The 16881-nt window shown below is 47.8% G+C and carries 16 protein-coding genes; 13 read left to right on the top strand and 3 right to left on the bottom strand.

The annotated features are described in order from the left end of the window. Positions 1-92: 92 nt before the first annotated feature. On the top strand, positions 93-2279 hold the full coding sequence (locus tag MHB84_RS19520; RefSeq protein ID WP_076287758.1) for a HelD family protein: 2187 nt from the start codon (positions 93-95) through the stop codon (positions 2277-2279). A gap of 132 nt (positions 2280-2411) precedes the next feature. Here the strand turns inward: MHB84_RS19520 and MHB84_RS19525 are convergent, their stop codons facing one another. Together MHB84_RS19525 and MHB84_RS19530 are read right to left on the bottom strand one after the other, a co-directional pair. Beyond that, on the bottom strand, positions 2412-3314 hold the full coding sequence (locus MHB84_RS19525) for a DMT family transporter (RefSeq protein WP_076287759.1): 903 nt from the start codon (positions 3312-3314) through the stop codon (positions 2412-2414). 28 nt (positions 3315-3342) lie between these two features. After that, positions 3343-4083, bottom strand: a complete 741-nt coding sequence (locus tag MHB84_RS19530; RefSeq protein ID WP_076288260.1) for an SDR family NAD(P)-dependent oxidoreductase — start codon at positions 4081-4083, stop codon at positions 3343-3345. 163 nt (positions 4084-4246) lie between these two features. Between MHB84_RS19530 and MHB84_RS19535 the strand changes: the two genes are divergently transcribed. From MHB84_RS19535 to crcB (MHB84_RS19550), 4 genes are read left to right on the top strand one after another with little or no spacing between them, the layout of a single operon-like run. Further along, on the top strand, positions 4247-5125 hold the full coding sequence (locus MHB84_RS19535; RefSeq protein WP_076287760.1) for a LysR family transcriptional regulator: 879 nt from the start codon (positions 4247-4249) through the stop codon (positions 5123-5125). Between the two features lie 53 nt (positions 5126-5178). Next, on the top strand, positions 5179-6486 hold the full coding sequence (locus MHB84_RS19540) for a replication-associated recombination protein A (protein WP_076287761.1): 1308 nt from the start codon (positions 5179-5181) through the stop codon (positions 6484-6486). Positions 6487-6514: 28 nt separating this feature from the next. Further along, entirely contained in the window at positions 6515-6916 is a 402-nt protein-coding gene (gene crcB, locus MHB84_RS19545) for a fluoride efflux transporter CrcB (RefSeq protein ID WP_076287762.1), read from the top strand. Continuing rightward, on the top strand, positions 6913-7272 hold the full coding sequence (gene crcB, locus MHB84_RS19550) for a fluoride efflux transporter CrcB (RefSeq protein WP_076287763.1): 360 nt from the start codon (positions 6913-6915) through the stop codon (positions 7270-7272). The genes crcB (MHB84_RS19545) and crcB (MHB84_RS19550) overlap by 4 nt, the downstream gene beginning before the upstream one ends. A gap of 141 nt (positions 7273-7413) precedes the next feature. Here crcB (MHB84_RS19550) and mnmA read toward each other — a convergent pair whose 3' ends face one another. Continuing rightward, positions 7414-8535, bottom strand: a complete 1122-nt coding sequence (gene mnmA, locus MHB84_RS19555) for a tRNA 2-thiouridine(34) synthase MnmA (RefSeq protein ID WP_076287764.1) — start codon at positions 8533-8535, stop codon at positions 7414-7416. A 323-nt stretch (positions 8536-8858) separates the two neighbouring features. Here mnmA and cymR point away from each other — a divergent pair, with 323 nt between their 5' ends. The 8 genes from cymR to ruvX all read left to right on the top strand — a co-directional run bounded on the left by cymR (position 8859) and on the right by ruvX (position 16878). After that, positions 8859-9278: a cysteine metabolism transcriptional regulator CymR gene (cymR, locus tag MHB84_RS19560; protein WP_076287765.1), complete on the top strand. Its 420-nt coding sequence runs from the start codon at positions 8859-8861 to the stop codon at positions 9276-9278. A 124-nt stretch (positions 9279-9402) separates the two neighbouring features. Further along, positions 9403-10554: a cysteine desulfurase family protein gene (locus tag MHB84_RS19565; protein ID WP_076288261.1), complete on the top strand. Its 1152-nt coding sequence runs from the start codon at positions 9403-9405 to the stop codon at positions 10552-10554. Positions 10555-10718: 164 nt separating this feature from the next. Next, a complete protein-coding gene (locus tag MHB84_RS19570) occupies positions 10719-11240 on the top strand; it encodes a PRC-barrel domain-containing protein (protein ID WP_024633069.1) in 522 nt (173 codons plus the stop codon). Between the two features lie 10 nt (positions 11241-11250). Next, positions 11251-11460 carry a hypothetical protein gene (locus tag MHB84_RS19575; RefSeq protein ID WP_024633070.1) on the top strand — a complete coding sequence of 70 codons (210 nt, stop codon included), beginning with the start codon at positions 11251-11253 and terminating at the stop codon, positions 11458-11460. Positions 11461-11712: 252 nt separating this feature from the next. Beyond that, on the top strand, positions 11713-12780 hold the full coding sequence (locus MHB84_RS19580) for an AI-2E family transporter (protein WP_076287766.1): 1068 nt from the start codon (positions 11713-11715) through the stop codon (positions 12778-12780). Positions 12781-13202: 422 nt separating this feature from the next. Next, positions 13203-15833 carry an alanine--tRNA ligase gene (gene alaS, locus MHB84_RS19585; protein WP_076287767.1) on the top strand — a complete coding sequence of 877 codons (2631 nt, stop codon included), beginning with the start codon at positions 13203-13205 and terminating at the stop codon, positions 15831-15833. Positions 15834-16075: 242 nt separating this feature from the next. Further along, positions 16076-16336: an IreB family regulatory phosphoprotein gene (locus tag MHB84_RS19590; RefSeq protein WP_024633073.1), complete on the top strand. Its 261-nt coding sequence runs from the start codon at positions 16076-16078 to the stop codon at positions 16334-16336. Between the two features lie 125 nt (positions 16337-16461). Further along, positions 16462-16878: a Holliday junction resolvase RuvX gene (ruvX, locus tag MHB84_RS19595; protein WP_076287768.1), complete on the top strand. Its 417-nt coding sequence runs from the start codon at positions 16462-16464 to the stop codon at positions 16876-16878. Positions 16879-16881 lie beyond the last annotated feature (3 nt).

Raw genomic sequence — 16881 nt, forward strand, 5'->3', positions numbered from 1 at the left:
TTTTTGTACATCAATATGATATAGTGGGTATCCTTTTGTGTCGTCAGTGATTGACTATGCAGAAAAACATATTCTTAGGAGGTAACTGAAACATGTCAGACAGCTTTCAAAGTGCCTATCAAGAAGAAGAGTACAGGTTAGAGCGAACGATGAAGGAAGTGGACAGTCAGCTGGAACGGCTGCAGAACATTCCGGTATACACCGGCCACGACTTCACAGAGCAAGTGCTGGAGGCCGGACGTGAAGAACGCCGCACCGCCTTGTCCAAGAGCGCGCAGCAACCCTATTTCGGACGCTTGGATTTCGAAGAACAAGGCAGTGGTGCACGGAAACCGCTGTATATTGGCAAAATCGGCGTAGACCGCGAAGAGGTGGGAGAGCATCCGCTCGTCATCGATTGGCGTGCTCCTGTCGCAAGCCTGTTTTACTCATTTACCGGAGGGGAAGCCTCCGCAACGTATGAAGCCCCGGAAGGACTCATTGAGGGCCTGGTTTATCTGAAACGAAACGTTGTCATTCGGCAGCGTATATTGGAACGTGTGGCAGATACGTACAATCGGGACAGTGACCAGCCAGCCGTATCGGATGAATTCCTCGTGTATCGATTGGGTGAGAACAAAGATAACAAACTCCGTGATATCGTATCTACCATTCAGGCGGAGCAGGATCAGATCATTCGTGCGGCAAGAAACACCGCATTGATTATTCAGGGTGTGGCCGGTTCGGGTAAAACAACCGTCGCACTGCATCGCCTTGCCTTCTTGCTGTATCAGTACAAGGAGCAGGTATCTGCAGAGAAAATGGTTATTTTCGCACCCAACCATATGTTCCTGGATTACATATCGGATGTACTCCCGGAGCTCGGTGTAGGGGACATTCAGCAGCGTACATTCCCGGATTGGGCGATGAACCTGCTGGGGCTGGACCTACCTTTGGCAGACACGTCGGAGACATTGAACACCTGGTTTGAAACGCCGGATGCACGTCCTGAGCTCAATGATGATGTGCCTGGGCGTTACAAAGGCTCGATCCGCTTCATGGAACTGATCCGGGAGTGGCTATCCGGGATGGAAGAGGAATCCGTACCTGATATGGACTTCAGTCCATGGGATGGTGCAGTGCTCAGCAAAGCCGAGATTGAGAACTGGTTTGGGGAAGAGTACAAACATTATCCGCTGGCGAAACGCAAAGAGCGGGTTATGGCGCGTATTCACCGCTGGATTGAGATGGAACTCAAGAAACCTTGCCCGGAAGCTGTTCGCAAAGAGCGTAAAAAGAAAGCGGCAACCCGTGAGAAGGCTTATGCCAAAAAATGGCCTCAATATGAACCACTTACGCTTTACAAACAACTGTTCAAGGTTGTTAAAGGCGGTTCGGTACCTGCCTCGCTCAGCGGTCTTATTCCCAAATTGGTGATGAAGCAAACGGCTGCAGATCTGAAGCAGGATATCATCCGTGAAGAGGATTTGCCTGCATTGGTGTACATTCATACCTTGGTTCATGATATTGACGGCTCCGAGCGCTTCGATCACGTCGTCATTGATGAAGCGCAGGACTTTTCTCCTTTTCATGTGGCGTTATTGGATCAGTTTGTCAAAGGGCATTCCTTCACCATACTGGGCGATCTGTCCCAAGGTATTCATGAGTATCGTGGTGTTCATGCGTGGGAAGAGATGAGTTCCCTGTTTCCTGAGGAGCAGAATGCATACTTTGCACTGACCCGGAGTTATCGCTCGACGATGGAAATTATAGATTACGCCAATACGATTCTGGAGCGGGGCGTCAAGAGCGGCATAACGGCGATTCCTGTATTCCGGAGTGGTGATCCCGTACGGACATTGTCCTATGGGGTTGAAGGGCGCACAGCGAGCCTTGAACAGGCTCTTAAGCTCTTAACGGTCAAAGACTATCGTACAGTTTCCATTCTGACCCGTACCCTGCATGAGGCAAAGGAGCTTCATCAGGAGCTCCAAGCGGCAGGCTGGGATCTGAACTTGATTGACGGCGGCAAAAAACAGTACACAGGCGGTCACTCCGTTTTACCTGTTTATTTGTCGAAAGGGTTGGAGTTTGATGCAGTTATCGTAGCGGATAGTGATGAGAAACATTATTTGCCCAATGCGGGTGATGCGAAACTGTTATACGTTGGCTGTACACGGGCGTTACACGAACTGTGGTTATTCCACGACGGCTCATTGCCAGACTATGCTGCTGCAACCCACAATCCGGAAGGCGAGTCTGTTGCCATTCAGGGTTGGCCTGACAGCGAAGCAGATTGAATCCTTATTGTTGAACATAGCATTAATATAGGAAGAGCATGGCGCTGTTAAAGCACCATGCTCTTTTTTGTACTTTTCAGATGATGATTATCGAGTGGCTCACCTAAAGTTTCGCTGTTATTCTTCTACTGGTCAACTTGTAGGTGTGCGTTGGGTCAAACCCGGTTTATCTAGAACTGACTTATGACTGGCGGGATGACGGTTAACCAGGAAAATGCCCAGGCAGATCATTAGACCGCCTGCACCCACAATCCAGCCGACATGCTCTTCCAACAAAACGAAGCTCGATAGCAGTCCAAACAGCGGCGCCAGAAAAAGAAAGGAACTGGTTTTGGCCGGATCTGTGTTTTGCAGCAAATAAAACCAGAGGGTGAACTGAATGATGGAACAGAAAATGGTCAGCCATACCAGGACAACGATGGATGTTGTATTTACGATAAAATGAGGCTGCTCTGTAAACACACTCAGTAGAAGCAGTACTGCGCCTCCAGCGAGCATTTGGTAAGCGGTAAGTACGAATGTATCATGAGCAGCTCCCCAGCGTTTAATGAGCAACGTAGATACAGCAAAAGAGACAGCGCCGCCAAAGCCAATCCACGTTCCAGGACTCATACTCAGATGGAATCCAAAGGTTAACGCCACTCCGACAAATCCGAGAGCCACACCGGTCCACTGGCTAAAACGATAGGACACACCATATAGAGCAGCACTCAGGATGATGACAAGCAAAGGATTCGTAAACGTGATAATGGCGGATTCTCCCGAACTAATCCAGTTCATGCTGTAGTAGGCACAGCCCATCACTCCCGCCGACTGGAACAGACCGATTACGGCGATTTGCATCCACTGTTTCCACCCCACAGGCATGGGACGTTTTCTGGTGATCCACGCTAGTAATGCTCCTGCCAATATATAGCGAAGTCCCATTAACAAAAAGGGAGGAGCATACATCATACCGATTTTGCCTACGGGAAACGAGGTTCCCATGATGAGCGTGGTCACGAGGATCAGGAACGTATATTTTAAAGACTTCATCTGGCTTCCTCCCTTTTGCTTCCCGTGCTCATAACGTCTGACCACTATCTACTGTAATCAGTTGTCCGGTCATGGATGGTTGCTCTAGCGCGGCGCATATCATATGTGCAATATCTTCGCTTGCCGCTATTCGCTGCAATAATAACTCACCGCCCAGACGATGCATCTGTTCTTCCTTTCCAGCCCACCAACGGGTCGCGACTGCACCCGGAATGATGGCGTTAACCCGAATAGCGGGGGATAGCGCATGTGCCAAAGACTTCGTCAAACCGTGTACTGCTGCTTTGGAAACTGCGTAAGGAAGGGATGACCCTGATCCTGTGCTGCCAGCTATACTGCCAAGGTTAACAATTGTGCCTTGGCCTGCTTGCTGCATTCCTTTCGCTACTGCTCGTGCGCAGTAAAACATGCCTTTAACATTGACGTCATATAGTTCATTCCATATGTCATCCGTTACGGATTCCAGATCCATCATTGGGATATGATGCGTAATGCTGGCATTATTTACGAGTGCGGTCACCGGTCCAACTTTTTCAGTGATCAAGGACACCATTTGACGAACCTCGGCATCGGAAGCAACATTGGCCCGAACTGCAAAAGCATGACCTCCCGCATTCAGAATATGTTGTACTGTCTCTTCGGCCTCTTCTTGAGAGCGAGAGTAATTAACGGCGACGGTGGCTCCAACATTAGCGAGCAGTATACTGGTAGCTCGGCCTATACCTGTACCACCTCCGGTTACCAAAGCTACGGTGTTCGTCCAGTTCATCATCATTAACACTCCTTAAGTGAACTCAGCGAGTAGTAAGTTGCTGTGTTCTGATTACCACGATTTTAGCTCGAAGCAGCTATACTGTATAATGATTGTTAATGGATTGGATATCATTTTGAATGATGTCTGGATGGATATAGTCATAGCTGGGAGGTTTACAATGGAGAGTGGGGATTTAAGGATATTTCAATGTGTCGCACAAGAAGGGAATCTGACCAGAGCTGCGGAGCGCCTCGGTTACGTGCAGTCCAATGTCACAGCAAGGATACGACATCTGGAATCCGAAGTAGGGACACTGCTATTTATCCGTCATAATCGGGGGATGACGTTATCTCCAGCCGGTGAGATGTTACTGACGTATGCGGATAAAATTGTAGGCCTGCTCGATGAGGCAGGTAAAGCGTTGAGCTCTACAATTGAACCTTCCGGACCACTACGCATAGGCTCCACGCAAACTGCCGCAGCGGTCCGTTTACCTGAGCTTTTTTCCAAATATTATAAACAGCATCCGGCTGTCTCCTTATCTTTGACTACAGGTAACTCCCAAGTGCTTATGGATCAGGTTATTGGGTATGAATTGGAAGGGGCGTTTATCGGTTGTTCATGTGATCACCCTGATATTTCTTCTACTCCCGTATTCGATGAAGAACTATTCGTTGTCTCCTCTGGGATGGGACCGGAAGACGAAGAACTCACCAGTAAACCGATTCTGGTCTACAGCATGGGATGTTCGTATCGACAGATTTTGGAGGAATGGTTATCGGTTAGCGGTGTAACCCGTCCGGTCATTATGGAATTTGGAACCCTTGAAGCGATTATTAGCGGGGTGACATCCGGCATGGGAATTTCACTGTTACCCGAAATCGTCATTCGGAATCAGATTGAAAATGGATTACTGCGCAAGCACACCCTCCCGGTAGGCATGAATCGTATGATGACTCATTTTATTACGCGCAAGGATGCCTTTGTCAGCAGTGCGCTTGGCGCATTTATGGGTATGCTGCCGCGGGAGTATGATATGATAGAGAATAGCGATTAAACAGAATTTAATAAGGAACAAGTAAAGGCAATCCGTTAAGGAAGTGATGAGCAATGGATTTATTTTCGTTTCAGCAAGATTCAGAACCTCAAGCAAGACTGCTTGCTGACCGTATGCGGCCAGAGCGGCTTGATGAATATATTGGGCAAGAGCAGATTATTGGACCGGGAAAATTACTTCGGCGCGCCATTGAAGCGGATCAGATCTCGTCCATCTTGCTTTATGGTCCTCCGGGATGTGGCAAGACAACACTGGCACATATTATTTCCCAGCATACCCAAGGACAGTTCGTCCGTCTGAATGCGGTGGATGCTTCTGTCAAAGATGTACGTGAAGTCATTGAGCAGGCGCAAACGAACAAGCAGTTGTATGGAACAAAAACCATTTTGTTCCTTGATGAAGTACACCGGTTTAATAGTTCACGTCAGGATGCACTGCTGCCTGCAGTAGAGAAGGGCACGATTATTTTTATCGGTGCTACGACAGAGAATCCCTTTCATTATGTGAATGGGGCCTTGATGAGCCGTTCCACGCTATTTCAGTTGGAGTCTTTGAACAAAGAGCATTCCCTGATTGCAATGCGCCGGGCACTGGTGGATGTGGATAAAGGTTTGGGATTCATGGACCTGCAGGCAGATGACGAGGCATTGGAGCATATTGCGACGATGGCAAATGGCGATATTCGGCGTGCGCTGAATGCCTTGGAACTTGCTGCACTGACTACTCCGCCAGAGAAGGATGGCTCGATTCACATTACACTTGATGTAGCTGAAGAATCCATACGCCGTCCGATTGTGAAGGCAGATGAATCGACACAATATGATGTACTGTCGGCATTTCATAAAAGCATCCGGGGTTCCAGTGATGCAGCACTGTTCTGGTTTTTGTATGCGGTAGAGAAGCTGGGCATGGATCCGATGACGTTTATACGTCGTCTGATTGCAGCGAGCAGTGAAGATATTGGACTTGCGAATCCGCAAGCGATGACCCAGGCCATTGGGGCGCTGGATGCTTATCGCAATAATGGCTGGCCTGAAGCCAAGCTGAACATTGCCCAAGCGATCCTGTTTGCTGTTGAAAGTCCGAAGTCCAATGCGGTGTATACTGCGATCTCGAAAGCAATGAATGCCATCGATGAGGTGAAATCGGCTGAGGTCCCTCTTCATCTGAGGGATACCCATTATTCCGGTGCAGTGAAGCTGGGGCATGAAGGCTACCAATACCCTCACAATTATCCGGGCCATTATGTGAAGCAGGAATATTTACCGAAACAGCTCTCACGGCGCATTTTCTATGAAGCAACAGAACAAGGCAATGAATCGAAGATTCGTCTGAACCAGCAGCGGCGCAGAGAGCTGTAAGACCGATGACCCGGGAGATGCTTGAACAATGAAAGAAATATTCTATATTGGAATCGGCGGAATTTTGGGTACATTATGCCGATATGGGATACAGTTATGGATGCCAGCAGCCAATGAAGGCTTTCCTTGGGCAGTGCTGCTGATCAATGCCATTGGGAGCCTGTTTTTGGGTTGGTTCTTCACCATAGCTGTTCCAGGTAAAATAACGCCTCAACTTCGTCTTGCGATTGGAACGGGGTTTACCGGGGCATTCACCACATTCTCCACTTTTACTCTCGATATGGTCCGTTTATCTGAAGGAGGAATGTGGGGTAAGGCTGTTATATATCTCGTTGTGAGTTTACTCGCAGGGTTATTACTGTGTGCATTGGGGATTAAGGTTGGTGAGCGAATGCTGGGTAAACCGACGCAGGATGGTGTTGCACGATGATCATCTGGATTGGTTTTGCAGGAATGCTAGGTGCGGTGCTTCGCTACAGTTTGGGTCGATGGATATCCGGTTCGCTCGGAACGGCCTTCCCATGGGGGACATGGGTTATTAATATCAGTGGTTCTCTGTTACTTGGATTGCTCTATGGCTGGCATCAGTCAGCTTCAATCCCAGACGCAGTCTGGGTGATAGGGGGTACTGGATTTTGCGGAGCGTATACCACATTCTCTACGTTTGGATATGAAACCCTTGGTCTGATGGGGCAGGAACGTTACTTCAGAGCAGTTATATACGTCACAAGTTCGGTACTGATGGGGGTTGCGGCCTCTTTTACAGGAGTGTGGCTGGCTGCATAATTGAAAATAATTATTTTTTTGCAGGAAAAAGAAGGAAAAAAGCCATCCGTCATGGTATACATGAAAGATGGCTTTTGTTATAGGAATACAGGGTATTGTGCAAAATCCATACGGGGATGGATTCATTTCTGTTATTGAATATTACAGCGCCGGTACAGGAACTTTTTGAACCTGATCGATCGTTCCGCCGCCGAGACATACATCTCCATCATAAAACACAACGGCTTGACCAGGCGTGATCGCTTTTTGCTGTTGGTCGAACTGTACATCCACGCTGCCATCTTCCTGCCATGTCAGGGTTACACCCTGATCCGGCTGACGATAGCGGAATTTGGCGGTACAACGGAATGGTACGTTAGGCATGTGTGCTGCACCTGCGATCCAGTTTACACCTGTTGCAGTCAGACCGGTTGAATACAGGCTTGCATGTGCGTCGCCTTGAACGACAAGCAGTTGATTTTTCTCCAGATCCTTGTCTGCCACGAACCAGGGTTCACCATTACCGGAACCGCCAATGCCGAGACCTTGACGTTGTCCAAGCGTATAGTACATCAGACCATCATGACGGCCCTTCACTTCTCCGGTTGCAATATCAACCATGTCTCCACCTTTGGCTGGAAGATAGTTGCTCAGGAACTCTTTAAAGTTGCGCTCGCCGATGAAGCAGACACCTGTGCTATCTTTTTTCTTCGCGGTGTACAGGCCAGCTGCTTCTGCAATCTTGCGCACTTCCGGTTTAGGAAGATGACCAATTGGGAACATGGCTTTGGACAGCTGGTTCTGATTCAGTGCATTGAGGAAGTACGTTTGGTCTTTGTTACTGTCCACACCGCGCAGCAGTTTGAACGTTCCATCTTCTTCAATGAGGCGAGCATAGTGGCCTGTAGCCACATAGTCAGCACCGAGATCCAGTGCTTTGTTCAGGAATTCGCCGAATTTGATCTCACGATTACACATGACATCAGGATTCGGAGTCCGACCCGACTTATATTCATCAAGGAAATAGGAAAATACTTTATCAAAGTACTCTTTCTCGAAGTTGACAGTGTAGTAAGGAATGCCGATCTGTTCGCAAACCCGGCGTACGTCCTCTGAATCTTCTTCAGCGGTACAGTGGCCGAACTCGTCCGTGTCATCCCAGTTTTTCATGAAAATGCCGATGACATCGTAACCCTGCTCCTTCAGCAGCAGTGCGGTGACGGAAGAATCGACACCTCCGGACATGCCAACGACGACCCGTGTATTTTCAATTGTTTTGGACATCGTTATCACCATTTCTCTATATAAATGTGTTTCGTTTCTTATTCTAGCATAACCTGACTCAAGTTACGATACACCCGGCCAACTTTGGATAGTGTCCACCACAGGCGCACATTTTGGAATTTCGTCAATCTTTCTTTTCCATAAAGCATGCAGATATGTTAACATTAGTTGAGGGTTATGATCGGAATACGGAGGATTAGAGGGACTAGGTCTGTATTTTTCATATCCCGCTGTGGCGGATCCTGGAAAGACGGTCTTGGACCACATCCTGTTATTTTATGTTTCACAACTTGTTTTTTCGAAAATTGAAAGAGGTGACTCCTTTGAAAATATCGACAAAGGGCCGTTATGGGCTCACAATCATGATGGAGCTGGCAGCCAGAACAGGCGAAGGCCCGACATCTTTGAAAAGTATTGCCGAGCGCAACCAGCTCTCGGAGCATTATCTGGAGCAATTGATCGCTCCCCTGCGTAATGCAGGACTGGTCAAAAGTATCCGTGGCGCCTACGGCGGTTACATTCTGGCAGGCGATCCTGCTACCGTAACGGCAGGGGATGTTATTCGTGTACTGGAAGGTCCAATCTCTCCAGTGGATTTCACAGAGGAAGATGATCCGGCGAAGCGCGACTTGTGGTTGCGCATCCGTGACAGCATTGCAGAAGTATTGGATTCAACAACGCTGAAGGATCTGATTACATTCCAGGATCAAGAACAAAAAGACTCCTACATGTTCTATATCTAAAATAGTTGATGATGAGCATCACAGACGACACACTAAAGCCCCCATATTGGGGGCTTTAGCCGTGCAACAAGCTTCTTTATGGTTTGAAAAATATGAAAGTCCAACATATAACGGGGTGAAATCAATGAAAAGAATATATTTGGATCACGCCGCATCGACACCTATGCACCCACAAGTCGCGGAAGCGATGATGAAAGTTATGACAGGGCAATATGGCAATGCATCAAGTATCCATGCCTTTGGGCGTGAAGCCAAACGGACCGTCAGTGGAGCAAGGGATGTCATTGCGGCGTCTTTGGGTTGTTTCCCAGATGAACTCGTATTTACCGGAGGCGGCACGGAAAGTGACAATCTGGCGATATTTGGCGCAGTTTCAGCGAGAAACGAACGGGGACGGCACATTATTACAACAGCCATTGAACATCATGCGGTACTGCATACTTGTCAGGAACTGGAGCGACAAGGCTATGACGTGACCTATTTGCCTGTAGATGAATACGGAAGAATACGTCTGGAAGAGCTGAAAGATGCCATCCGGCCAGATACAGTGCTGATCACCATGATGTACGCCAATAATGAAGTGGGCACGATTCAGCCTATCCGCGAAATTGGTGAACTGGCTCGTCAACATGATATTTTGTTCCATACCGATGCAGTTCAGGCTCTTGGCACCCAAGAAATTTCCTGCAAGGAACTGCCTGTGGATATGATCAGCTTCTCTGCTCATAAAATTAATGGCCCTCAAGGCGTGGGTGCACTATACGTACGGCGCGGAATTGTCCTAGAAGCGAGATCTCATGGTGGCCTTCAGGAACGGCAACGACGTGCAGGTACCGAGAATATAGCGGGTATCACTGGCTTTGCGGAGGCGTTGAAAATATCAGGAGAACAAGCGGAGGCACGCCTTGAACATGATCTGACATTGCGATCATTACTGCTGGAACAATTGGAGCAGCATGTAGGGTTGGAACAATTCCACGTCAATGGACATCCGGAATTTACGCTGCCTAATATCCTGAACATCAGCTTTCCGGAAGTATCAACGGAGACGATGCTCATGAATCTGGATATGGACGGCATCGCAGTTGCGAGCGGTTCGGCATGTACTTCCGGTTCCCTCGAAGTATCCCATGTACTCAAAGCGATGAAGTTGCCGGAGACATTTTTGCAATCCGCGATTCGTTTTAGCTGGGGGTTGGGTAATACTACGGAAGAAATCATGATAACCGCCGAAAAAATTGGAACCATTCTTGGGCGACTGCGTAATAGAGCCTAAGGGGCTCTTTGCACATGGAACAGAAGGAGGGAAGAAGTTCCATTTCATCGGTTGGATAGAAGCGGTTTTGATGATCGGCGTCTGATTGCCACTCATCAACTTTGGGCATACCTAGCAATAGCGCCGCGACTATTTAATGATAAGAAGATGAGGGGGACCCTGCGATGAAGCTTCAGGAAATGATCGGACTTGCCGTTTTTGACGTTGAGGATGGGAAGCAGGTCGGTAAAATCCAGGATTTCATTGTGAATGACGATTGGAAAATTGAAGGCATTGAACTTGAAAACAAAGGCCTGTTTACCAGTCATGTCAAAATCGTGCAGTGGCAAGATATTGTTGCCTACGGCGAAGATGCCGTCATGATCCGTAATCAACAGGCTGTCCGCAAAACGGGAGCCGACGACATAAAACACACGTACCTCCTCGGCCAGTCTAAATTGAAGGAGATGTCCGTGCTCACCGAAGAAGGTTTGCTGCTTGGACGTGTCTCTGATGTTTATTTTGACCAGGAGTTGGGAAATACAATAATAGGGATTGAAATTACGGACGGTTTTGTGTCCGATTTGATTGAGGGCCGCAAATGGCTGCCATGTACAAGCGATATGTCTATTGGGGAAAGTGCCATTATGGTGCCGCCGCTGAGTGAACAGCGCTTGGAAAATGCCATTCATTCTGTTAATGGATAGGTGAATGAATATGAAATGTCCAAACTGTAGTTCCAAAGATATTGGGAAAATCGGTTCCCACCAGTTTTATTGCTGGGGATGCTTTATCGAATTAACAGTGAACGGTGAGAAAATGTCTGTATACCAAGTGGAAGAAGACGGCACGCTCAGTTCCCTCGATGATCTTTTCTTCGGGGAAGAGCTGCCGCAAGACTTCCCTCATCTTCATGCTTCTTCTTAATAAGAAGTTTAACTTCTTCTATATGCTTTTTCATGACAAAGACTGTCATTGAATGCTGTCATGAAATGATGACAGATGTATATAGCTGCGGTTACATAGTGGTTCAAGGGAACTTGTATGAATATATGCTAACCCTGATCACAAGATGCGTCTCCTTCATCATGAAGGGGGCGCTTTTTTTTGTGCGTTAATAAATATTCCCTTCCTTACATATACTGACTTTCAGAGCCAGTCCAAAAGGGAGAGATGCAAGTGGAGCAATTAACCAAAAACAAGCTGTTCCGTTATGCCATCTGGCTGCTGCTCGGATTGATTATTCTGTATTTTATCTGGCTGCTGCGGCCATTACTGCTTCATATATATGGATTTCTGAAAACAGTGCTGGCACCATTTATCGTGGCTCTCATCATATCCTATGTTCTCAATCCGATTGTAAGCATGCTGGGAGGGCGCAAAGTCCCTCGAACCATTGCCGTGTTGTTAATCTATGCTTTTTTCCTCACCTGTATCGGGGTCATCCTGATGAATGTCATTCCAGTGTTGATTGAACAGTTGGAGGAACTGAACGAGCATATGCCGGAGCTGTCGATGCGTGCCCAGAGTCTGATGAACAATATGGATCACAAATTAATGCCGCCAAGTGTGCGCACAGGTATGAACAGCTGGTTTTTCCAGATGGAGGATCGGCTGACCCAGGGGATTACAAAGCTGATGGATAATATCGGGACAACCATTAATGTGTTGTTCAATGTGTTTATCGTGCCATTTCTCATTTTCTATATGTTAAAAGATTTTGAGGTGTTCGAGCGTACGATTGTGGCGTACCTGCCCCGCTCACGGCGCAAGGCCATTGTTTCGGTTATGAAAGAGATTGATACGGCCTTGGGAAACTATATTCGCGGACAGTTTATCGTCTGTGTGATTGTGGGCATCTTTGCCTATATCGGTTACATCGTCATTGATATGCCTTATGCGCTTCTGCTCGCAAGCATTGTCGCTGTATTTAACATCGTGCCTTATTTGGGGCCGTTTCTTGGAGCTGCTCCAGCAGTAGTGATGGCGTCTACGGTATCGTTCAAAATGGTGCTCTTCGTTGTCATTGTGAACACACTGTGTCAGGTGCTGGAGAGCAACGTCATCTCCCCTCAAGTGGTAGGGAGGACTCTGCATTTGCATCCGTTGTCGATTATCTTCGCGCTCCTTGTGGGAGGCGAACTGGCGGGCATAGTGGGTCTCATTCTGGCGGTGCCAGTCTTTGCTGTTCTGAAAGTCATTGTGCAGCACTTTTTTGCCTATTACATCAAACGAAGAACGGACTGATCGTAGCAACAGTTTAGTCCTAAAGGGTGCGTTGACACCATATAGGCATATCGATATAATGGAGGGGTATGTTTAGAACAAGAAATCGATGATGAAATGAAGTACGCCGAGGGTTCCTTTCCTCAGAGAATAGACTTCTTCGGATCAGATGTAATCTGAGTCCGATGGCTGGAAGAGTCTTGAAAGTTGAAACGGCGGAAAGCTGATTTCGGAGTGCAGGACAACCCTGCCGGGAGCGACCGTTATTTCGCATCAACGAGGAGATTGTTTGTTTCATCTGCGGATGAACAGCAATAACCAGGGTGGTACCGCGATTATAATCGTCCCTGACTATCAGGGGCGTTTTTTGTGTTTGTTTTTACTTTTTAACAACCCGGAGCGAATATGCACCGGACTATTATAATTAATTGGGGGCACACCGTATGAAAGCCAGTGAAATCCGGTCCAAATGGATAGAGTTTTTTGCAAGTAAAGGTCACAAAATCGAGCCAAGCGCATCGCTTGTACCTCATAATGATCCATCCCTTCTGTGGATCAATGCGGGTATGGCACCATTGAAACCGTATTTTGACGGTCGGGAGAAACCGGAGAATCCGCGTCTCGCCAACTCCCAAAAATGTATTCGTACCAACGATATTGAAAATGTCGGTAAAACTCGCCGTCACCATACGTTCTTCGAAATGCTCGGTAACTTCTCCATTGGAGACTACTTCAAGGAAGAGACGATTACTTGGGCATGGGAATTTCTCACAAGCAAAGAGTGGATCGGTTTTGATCCGGAACGTCTCTCCGTAACGGTATACCCTGAAGACGAAGAGGCCTTCAAACTGTGGAACGAAAAAGTAGGCTTGCCTGCTGAGCGTATCATCAAACTGGATGAAAACTTCTGGGATATCGGCGAAGGCCCGTGTGGACCTTGTACTGAAATCTTCTATGATCGCGGCGAAGCTTATGGCAACGACATGAATGATCCTGAAATGTATCCAGGTGGGGAAAACGAACGTTATCTGGAAGTGTGGAACCTGGTATTCTCCCAGTTCAACCATAACAAAGATGGTAGCTACACACCGCTTCCTAACAAAAATATTGATACAGGTGCGGGTTTGGAGCGTTTTGCTTCGATTCTGCAAAATGTGGATTCCAACTTCGACACAGACCTGTTCCAACCGATGATTCAGAGAACAGCGGCACTTGCCGGTGTGAAATATAATGACAGCGTAGAAATTGACGTTGCACTGAAAGTTATTGCCGACCACATTCGGACCGTTGCCTTTGCTGTAGGTGATGGCGTTCTGCCAAGCAATGAAGGACGCGGATATGTCATTCGCCGTTTGCTCCGTCGTGCCGTACGTTACGGAAAAGTATTGGGACTCGACCGTCCATTCCTGTATGAACTGACAACGACTGTTGGTGAAGTGATGGGGATGTACTATCCGGAAGTCGTGGACAAACAGGAGTTTATCGCTAAAGTGATCAAAACCGAGGAAGAGCGTTTCCACGAAACACTCACAGATGGTCTGGCTATTCTGGCTGATATCAGCAGCACAGCCAAGTCCGAAGGACGTACGGTTATTAGCGGGCCTGAAGCGTTCAAACTGTATGATACGTACGGTTTCCCGTTTGACCTGACAGAAGATTATGCAGCAGAGCATGGTTTGACGGTAGATCGTGAAGGTTTTGATGCTTCCATGCAGAAGCAGCGTGAACTTGGTCGTGCAGGACGCCAGGAAAACGAGAGCATGAAGGTTCAAGGCGGACCGCTTGCTGATCTGGCGGTTAAAAGCGAGTTTGTTGGTTATAATGACCTGTTGACGGAAGCTAAAGTGGTAGCCATCGTTGCTGGTGACGCACTGGTAGACTCCGTAAGCGAAGGACAGACATGCCAGGTCATCCTTGACAAGACACCGTTCTATGCGGAAAGTGGCGGACAAGTGAGTGATCAGGGCTTGCTGCGCGGAGCAAGTGTAACGGCGAAAGTGCAAGGCCTGTTCAAAGCTCCGCTGGGACAACACGTACATTTGGTGACTGTAGAGTCCGGTGAACTGCGTATAGGTGATGTGGTTAAAGCTGAAGTGGATGCGTCCAAACGCGGCGATATTATCAAAAACCATACCGCAACCCATTTGCTGCACAAAGCGCTCAAAGATGTGCTTGGAACACATGTAAATCAGGCAGGATCACTCGTAGAGCCTCAACGTTTGCGTTTTGACTTCTCGCACTTCGGCAGCATTACGCCGGAAGAATTAACAGAGATCGAGCGTCAGGTAAACGAACAGATCTGGAATCGTCTGAACGTAAACATTGAACTGAAAGCTATTGATGAAGCCAAAGAAATGGGCGCAATGGCATTGTTCGGTGAAAAATATGGCGATATCGTACGTGTGGTACAAGTCGGAGATTATAGTTTGGAACTTTGTGGCGGCTGTCACGTAAATAATACATCAGAGATCGGTATCTTCAAGCTGGTGAGCGAGAGCGGAATCGGCTCCGGTGTACGTCGGATCGAAGCTGTTACTGGCCGTGGCGCGTATCTGTATGTAGAAAGTCAGCTTGATTTGCTCAAACAATCCGCATCCCTGCTCAAAGCAAATGTGGCGGATGTACCTAAACGCATTGAAGGTCTGAATCAGCAATTGAAAGAAGCAGCGAGAGAGACTGAATCACTGCAAAGCAAGCTGAGTGCCATGGAAGCAGGCGCATTGACAGATCAAGTCGTACAAGCAGGAAACACACAATTGCTTGCAGCTCGTGTGGATGCTCCGAACATGGATGCACTGCGTACAGTGGCTGATGAATTAAAAGTAAAACTGCCGAATGCAGTACTCGTACTGGGTGCTCCAGCTGACGGCAAAGTGAATTTCGTTGTAGCTGTCCCTGCTGAACAGGTAAAACAAGGGCTGCATGCAGGTAAAATCGTCAAGGAAGTTGCGGCAGTTTGCGGCGGCGGAGGTGGCGGACGTCCTGATATGGCGCAAGCCGGAGGCAAGGATGCAAGTAAGCTGGATGAAGCGTTGAAACTGGCGGTTTCATTGGTTAGCGGGCATATTGCATAAATCCATTGAGCGGCTTTCAATCTTCAAAATATAAATCGAAATGGTTCTGTTCGTTTATATTTTGTACCCGAGAGCGAGTGGAATCGAATGATGCAATATGCTGAAGCCAGTAAAGGACAAGCAAAAAACACAATTGGCTTATCCTTTGTTTACTTGTGGCAGTCAGAATATGTTATTATATAAGCAGAAATCAATTCGGCAGGACATGGTCCCCATGTTCATGCAGGAGCGAGGTGTCATCAATGGACTCCATGGATAAGACGGTTAAATTTAATGTGAAAGCCGACGAGCAGGAAGCATCCTCCAAAGAGATTCTTCTCACGGTATATGATGCACTGGTGGATAAGGAGTATAATCCTATTAACCAGATTGTCGGGTATCTGATTTCTGGAGACCCCGCATACATCCCTCGTCACAACAATGCACGCAGTCTGGTCCGTAAAAAAGAGCGTGATGAGCTGATTGAAGAGCTTGTTCGTTCTTATCTGGCCAATCACCGGTAATGTACACCGCTTCCGCTGTGATGCAGCTATGCAGGCAGCGGGAAATGAACCGACAGAAGACAGCCTGAAGCTTGAGAAGGCGAATATTGTTCGACCTGAGCAGGCTTGAGGATGGGAGAGCATGGATGAAAATATTAGGTTTGGACTATGGGGACCGGAGAATCGGAGTTGCCGCTAGTGACGCCTTCGGTTGGACTGCCCAGGGATTGGAAGTACTTGAACGCCGCCGGGATGAAGGTGAGTTCGCTCGGATTGCGGAGCTTGTGCGTGAGCATGAGATCGGCGAGATTGTTGTCGGACTTCCCAAAAACATGAACGGCACCGTAGGGCCGCGTGGTGAAATATGCATTGCTTTTGCCGAACGCCTGCGGGGCGAACTGAATTTACCTGTTCACCTTTGGGATGAACGACTGACAACCATGGCAGCAGAACGAACGTTGCTTGAAGCGGATGTCAGTCGCAAAAAACGCAAGCAGGTTGTGGACAAAATGGCCGCAAGCTTGATTTTGCAAAATTATTTGGATGCCAATAGTAAAAGGTGAGGG

It is taken from the genome of Paenibacillus sp. FSL F4-0087, assembly GCF_038020215.1.
In the GTDB taxonomy this organism is placed as follows: Bacteria; Bacillota; Bacilli; order Paenibacillales; family Paenibacillaceae; genus Paenibacillus; species Paenibacillus taichungensis.

What these genes read in the sequence shown, in the direction of transcription:
- MHB84_RS19520 (WP_076287758.1), top strand. Translation starts at nt 93, where the DNA reads ATGTCAGACAGCTTTCAAAGTGCCTATCAAGAAGAAGAGTACAGGTTA.
- MHB84_RS19525 (WP_076287759.1), bottom strand. Translation starts at nt 3,314, where the DNA reads ATGAAGTCTTTAAAATATACGTTCCTGATCCTCGTGACCACGCTCATC.
- MHB84_RS19530 (WP_076288260.1), bottom strand. Translation starts at nt 4,083, where the DNA reads ATGAACTGGACGAACACCGTAGCTTTGGTAACCGGAGGTGGTACAGGT.
- MHB84_RS19535 (WP_076287760.1), top strand. Translation starts at nt 4,247, where the DNA reads ATGGAGAGTGGGGATTTAAGGATATTTCAATGTGTCGCACAAGAAGGG.
- MHB84_RS19540 (WP_076287761.1), top strand. Translation starts at nt 5,179, where the DNA reads ATGGATTTATTTTCGTTTCAGCAAGATTCAGAACCTCAAGCAAGACTG.
- crcB (WP_076287762.1), top strand. Translation starts at nt 6,515, where the DNA reads ATGAAAGAAATATTCTATATTGGAATCGGCGGAATTTTGGGTACATTA.
- crcB (WP_076287763.1), top strand. Translation starts at nt 6,913, where the DNA reads ATGATCATCTGGATTGGTTTTGCAGGAATGCTAGGTGCGGTGCTTCGC.
- mnmA (WP_076287764.1), bottom strand. Translation starts at nt 8,535, where the DNA reads ATGTCCAAAACAATTGAAAATACACGGGTCGTCGTTGGCATGTCCGGA.
- MHB84_RS19565 (WP_076288261.1), top strand. Translation starts at nt 9,403, where the DNA reads ATGAAAAGAATATATTTGGATCACGCCGCATCGACACCTATGCACCCA.
- MHB84_RS19570 (WP_024633069.1), top strand. Translation starts at nt 10,719, where the DNA reads ATGAAGCTTCAGGAAATGATCGGACTTGCCGTTTTTGACGTTGAGGAT.
- MHB84_RS19575 (WP_024633070.1), top strand. Translation starts at nt 11,251, where the DNA reads ATGAAATGTCCAAACTGTAGTTCCAAAGATATTGGGAAAATCGGTTCC.
- alaS (WP_076287767.1), top strand. Translation starts at nt 13,203, where the DNA reads ATGAAAGCCAGTGAAATCCGGTCCAAATGGATAGAGTTTTTTGCAAGT.
- MHB84_RS19590 (WP_024633073.1), top strand. Translation starts at nt 16,076, where the DNA reads ATGGACTCCATGGATAAGACGGTTAAATTTAATGTGAAAGCCGACGAG.
- ruvX (WP_076287768.1), top strand. Translation starts at nt 16,462, where the DNA reads ATGAAAATATTAGGTTTGGACTATGGGGACCGGAGAATCGGAGTTGCC.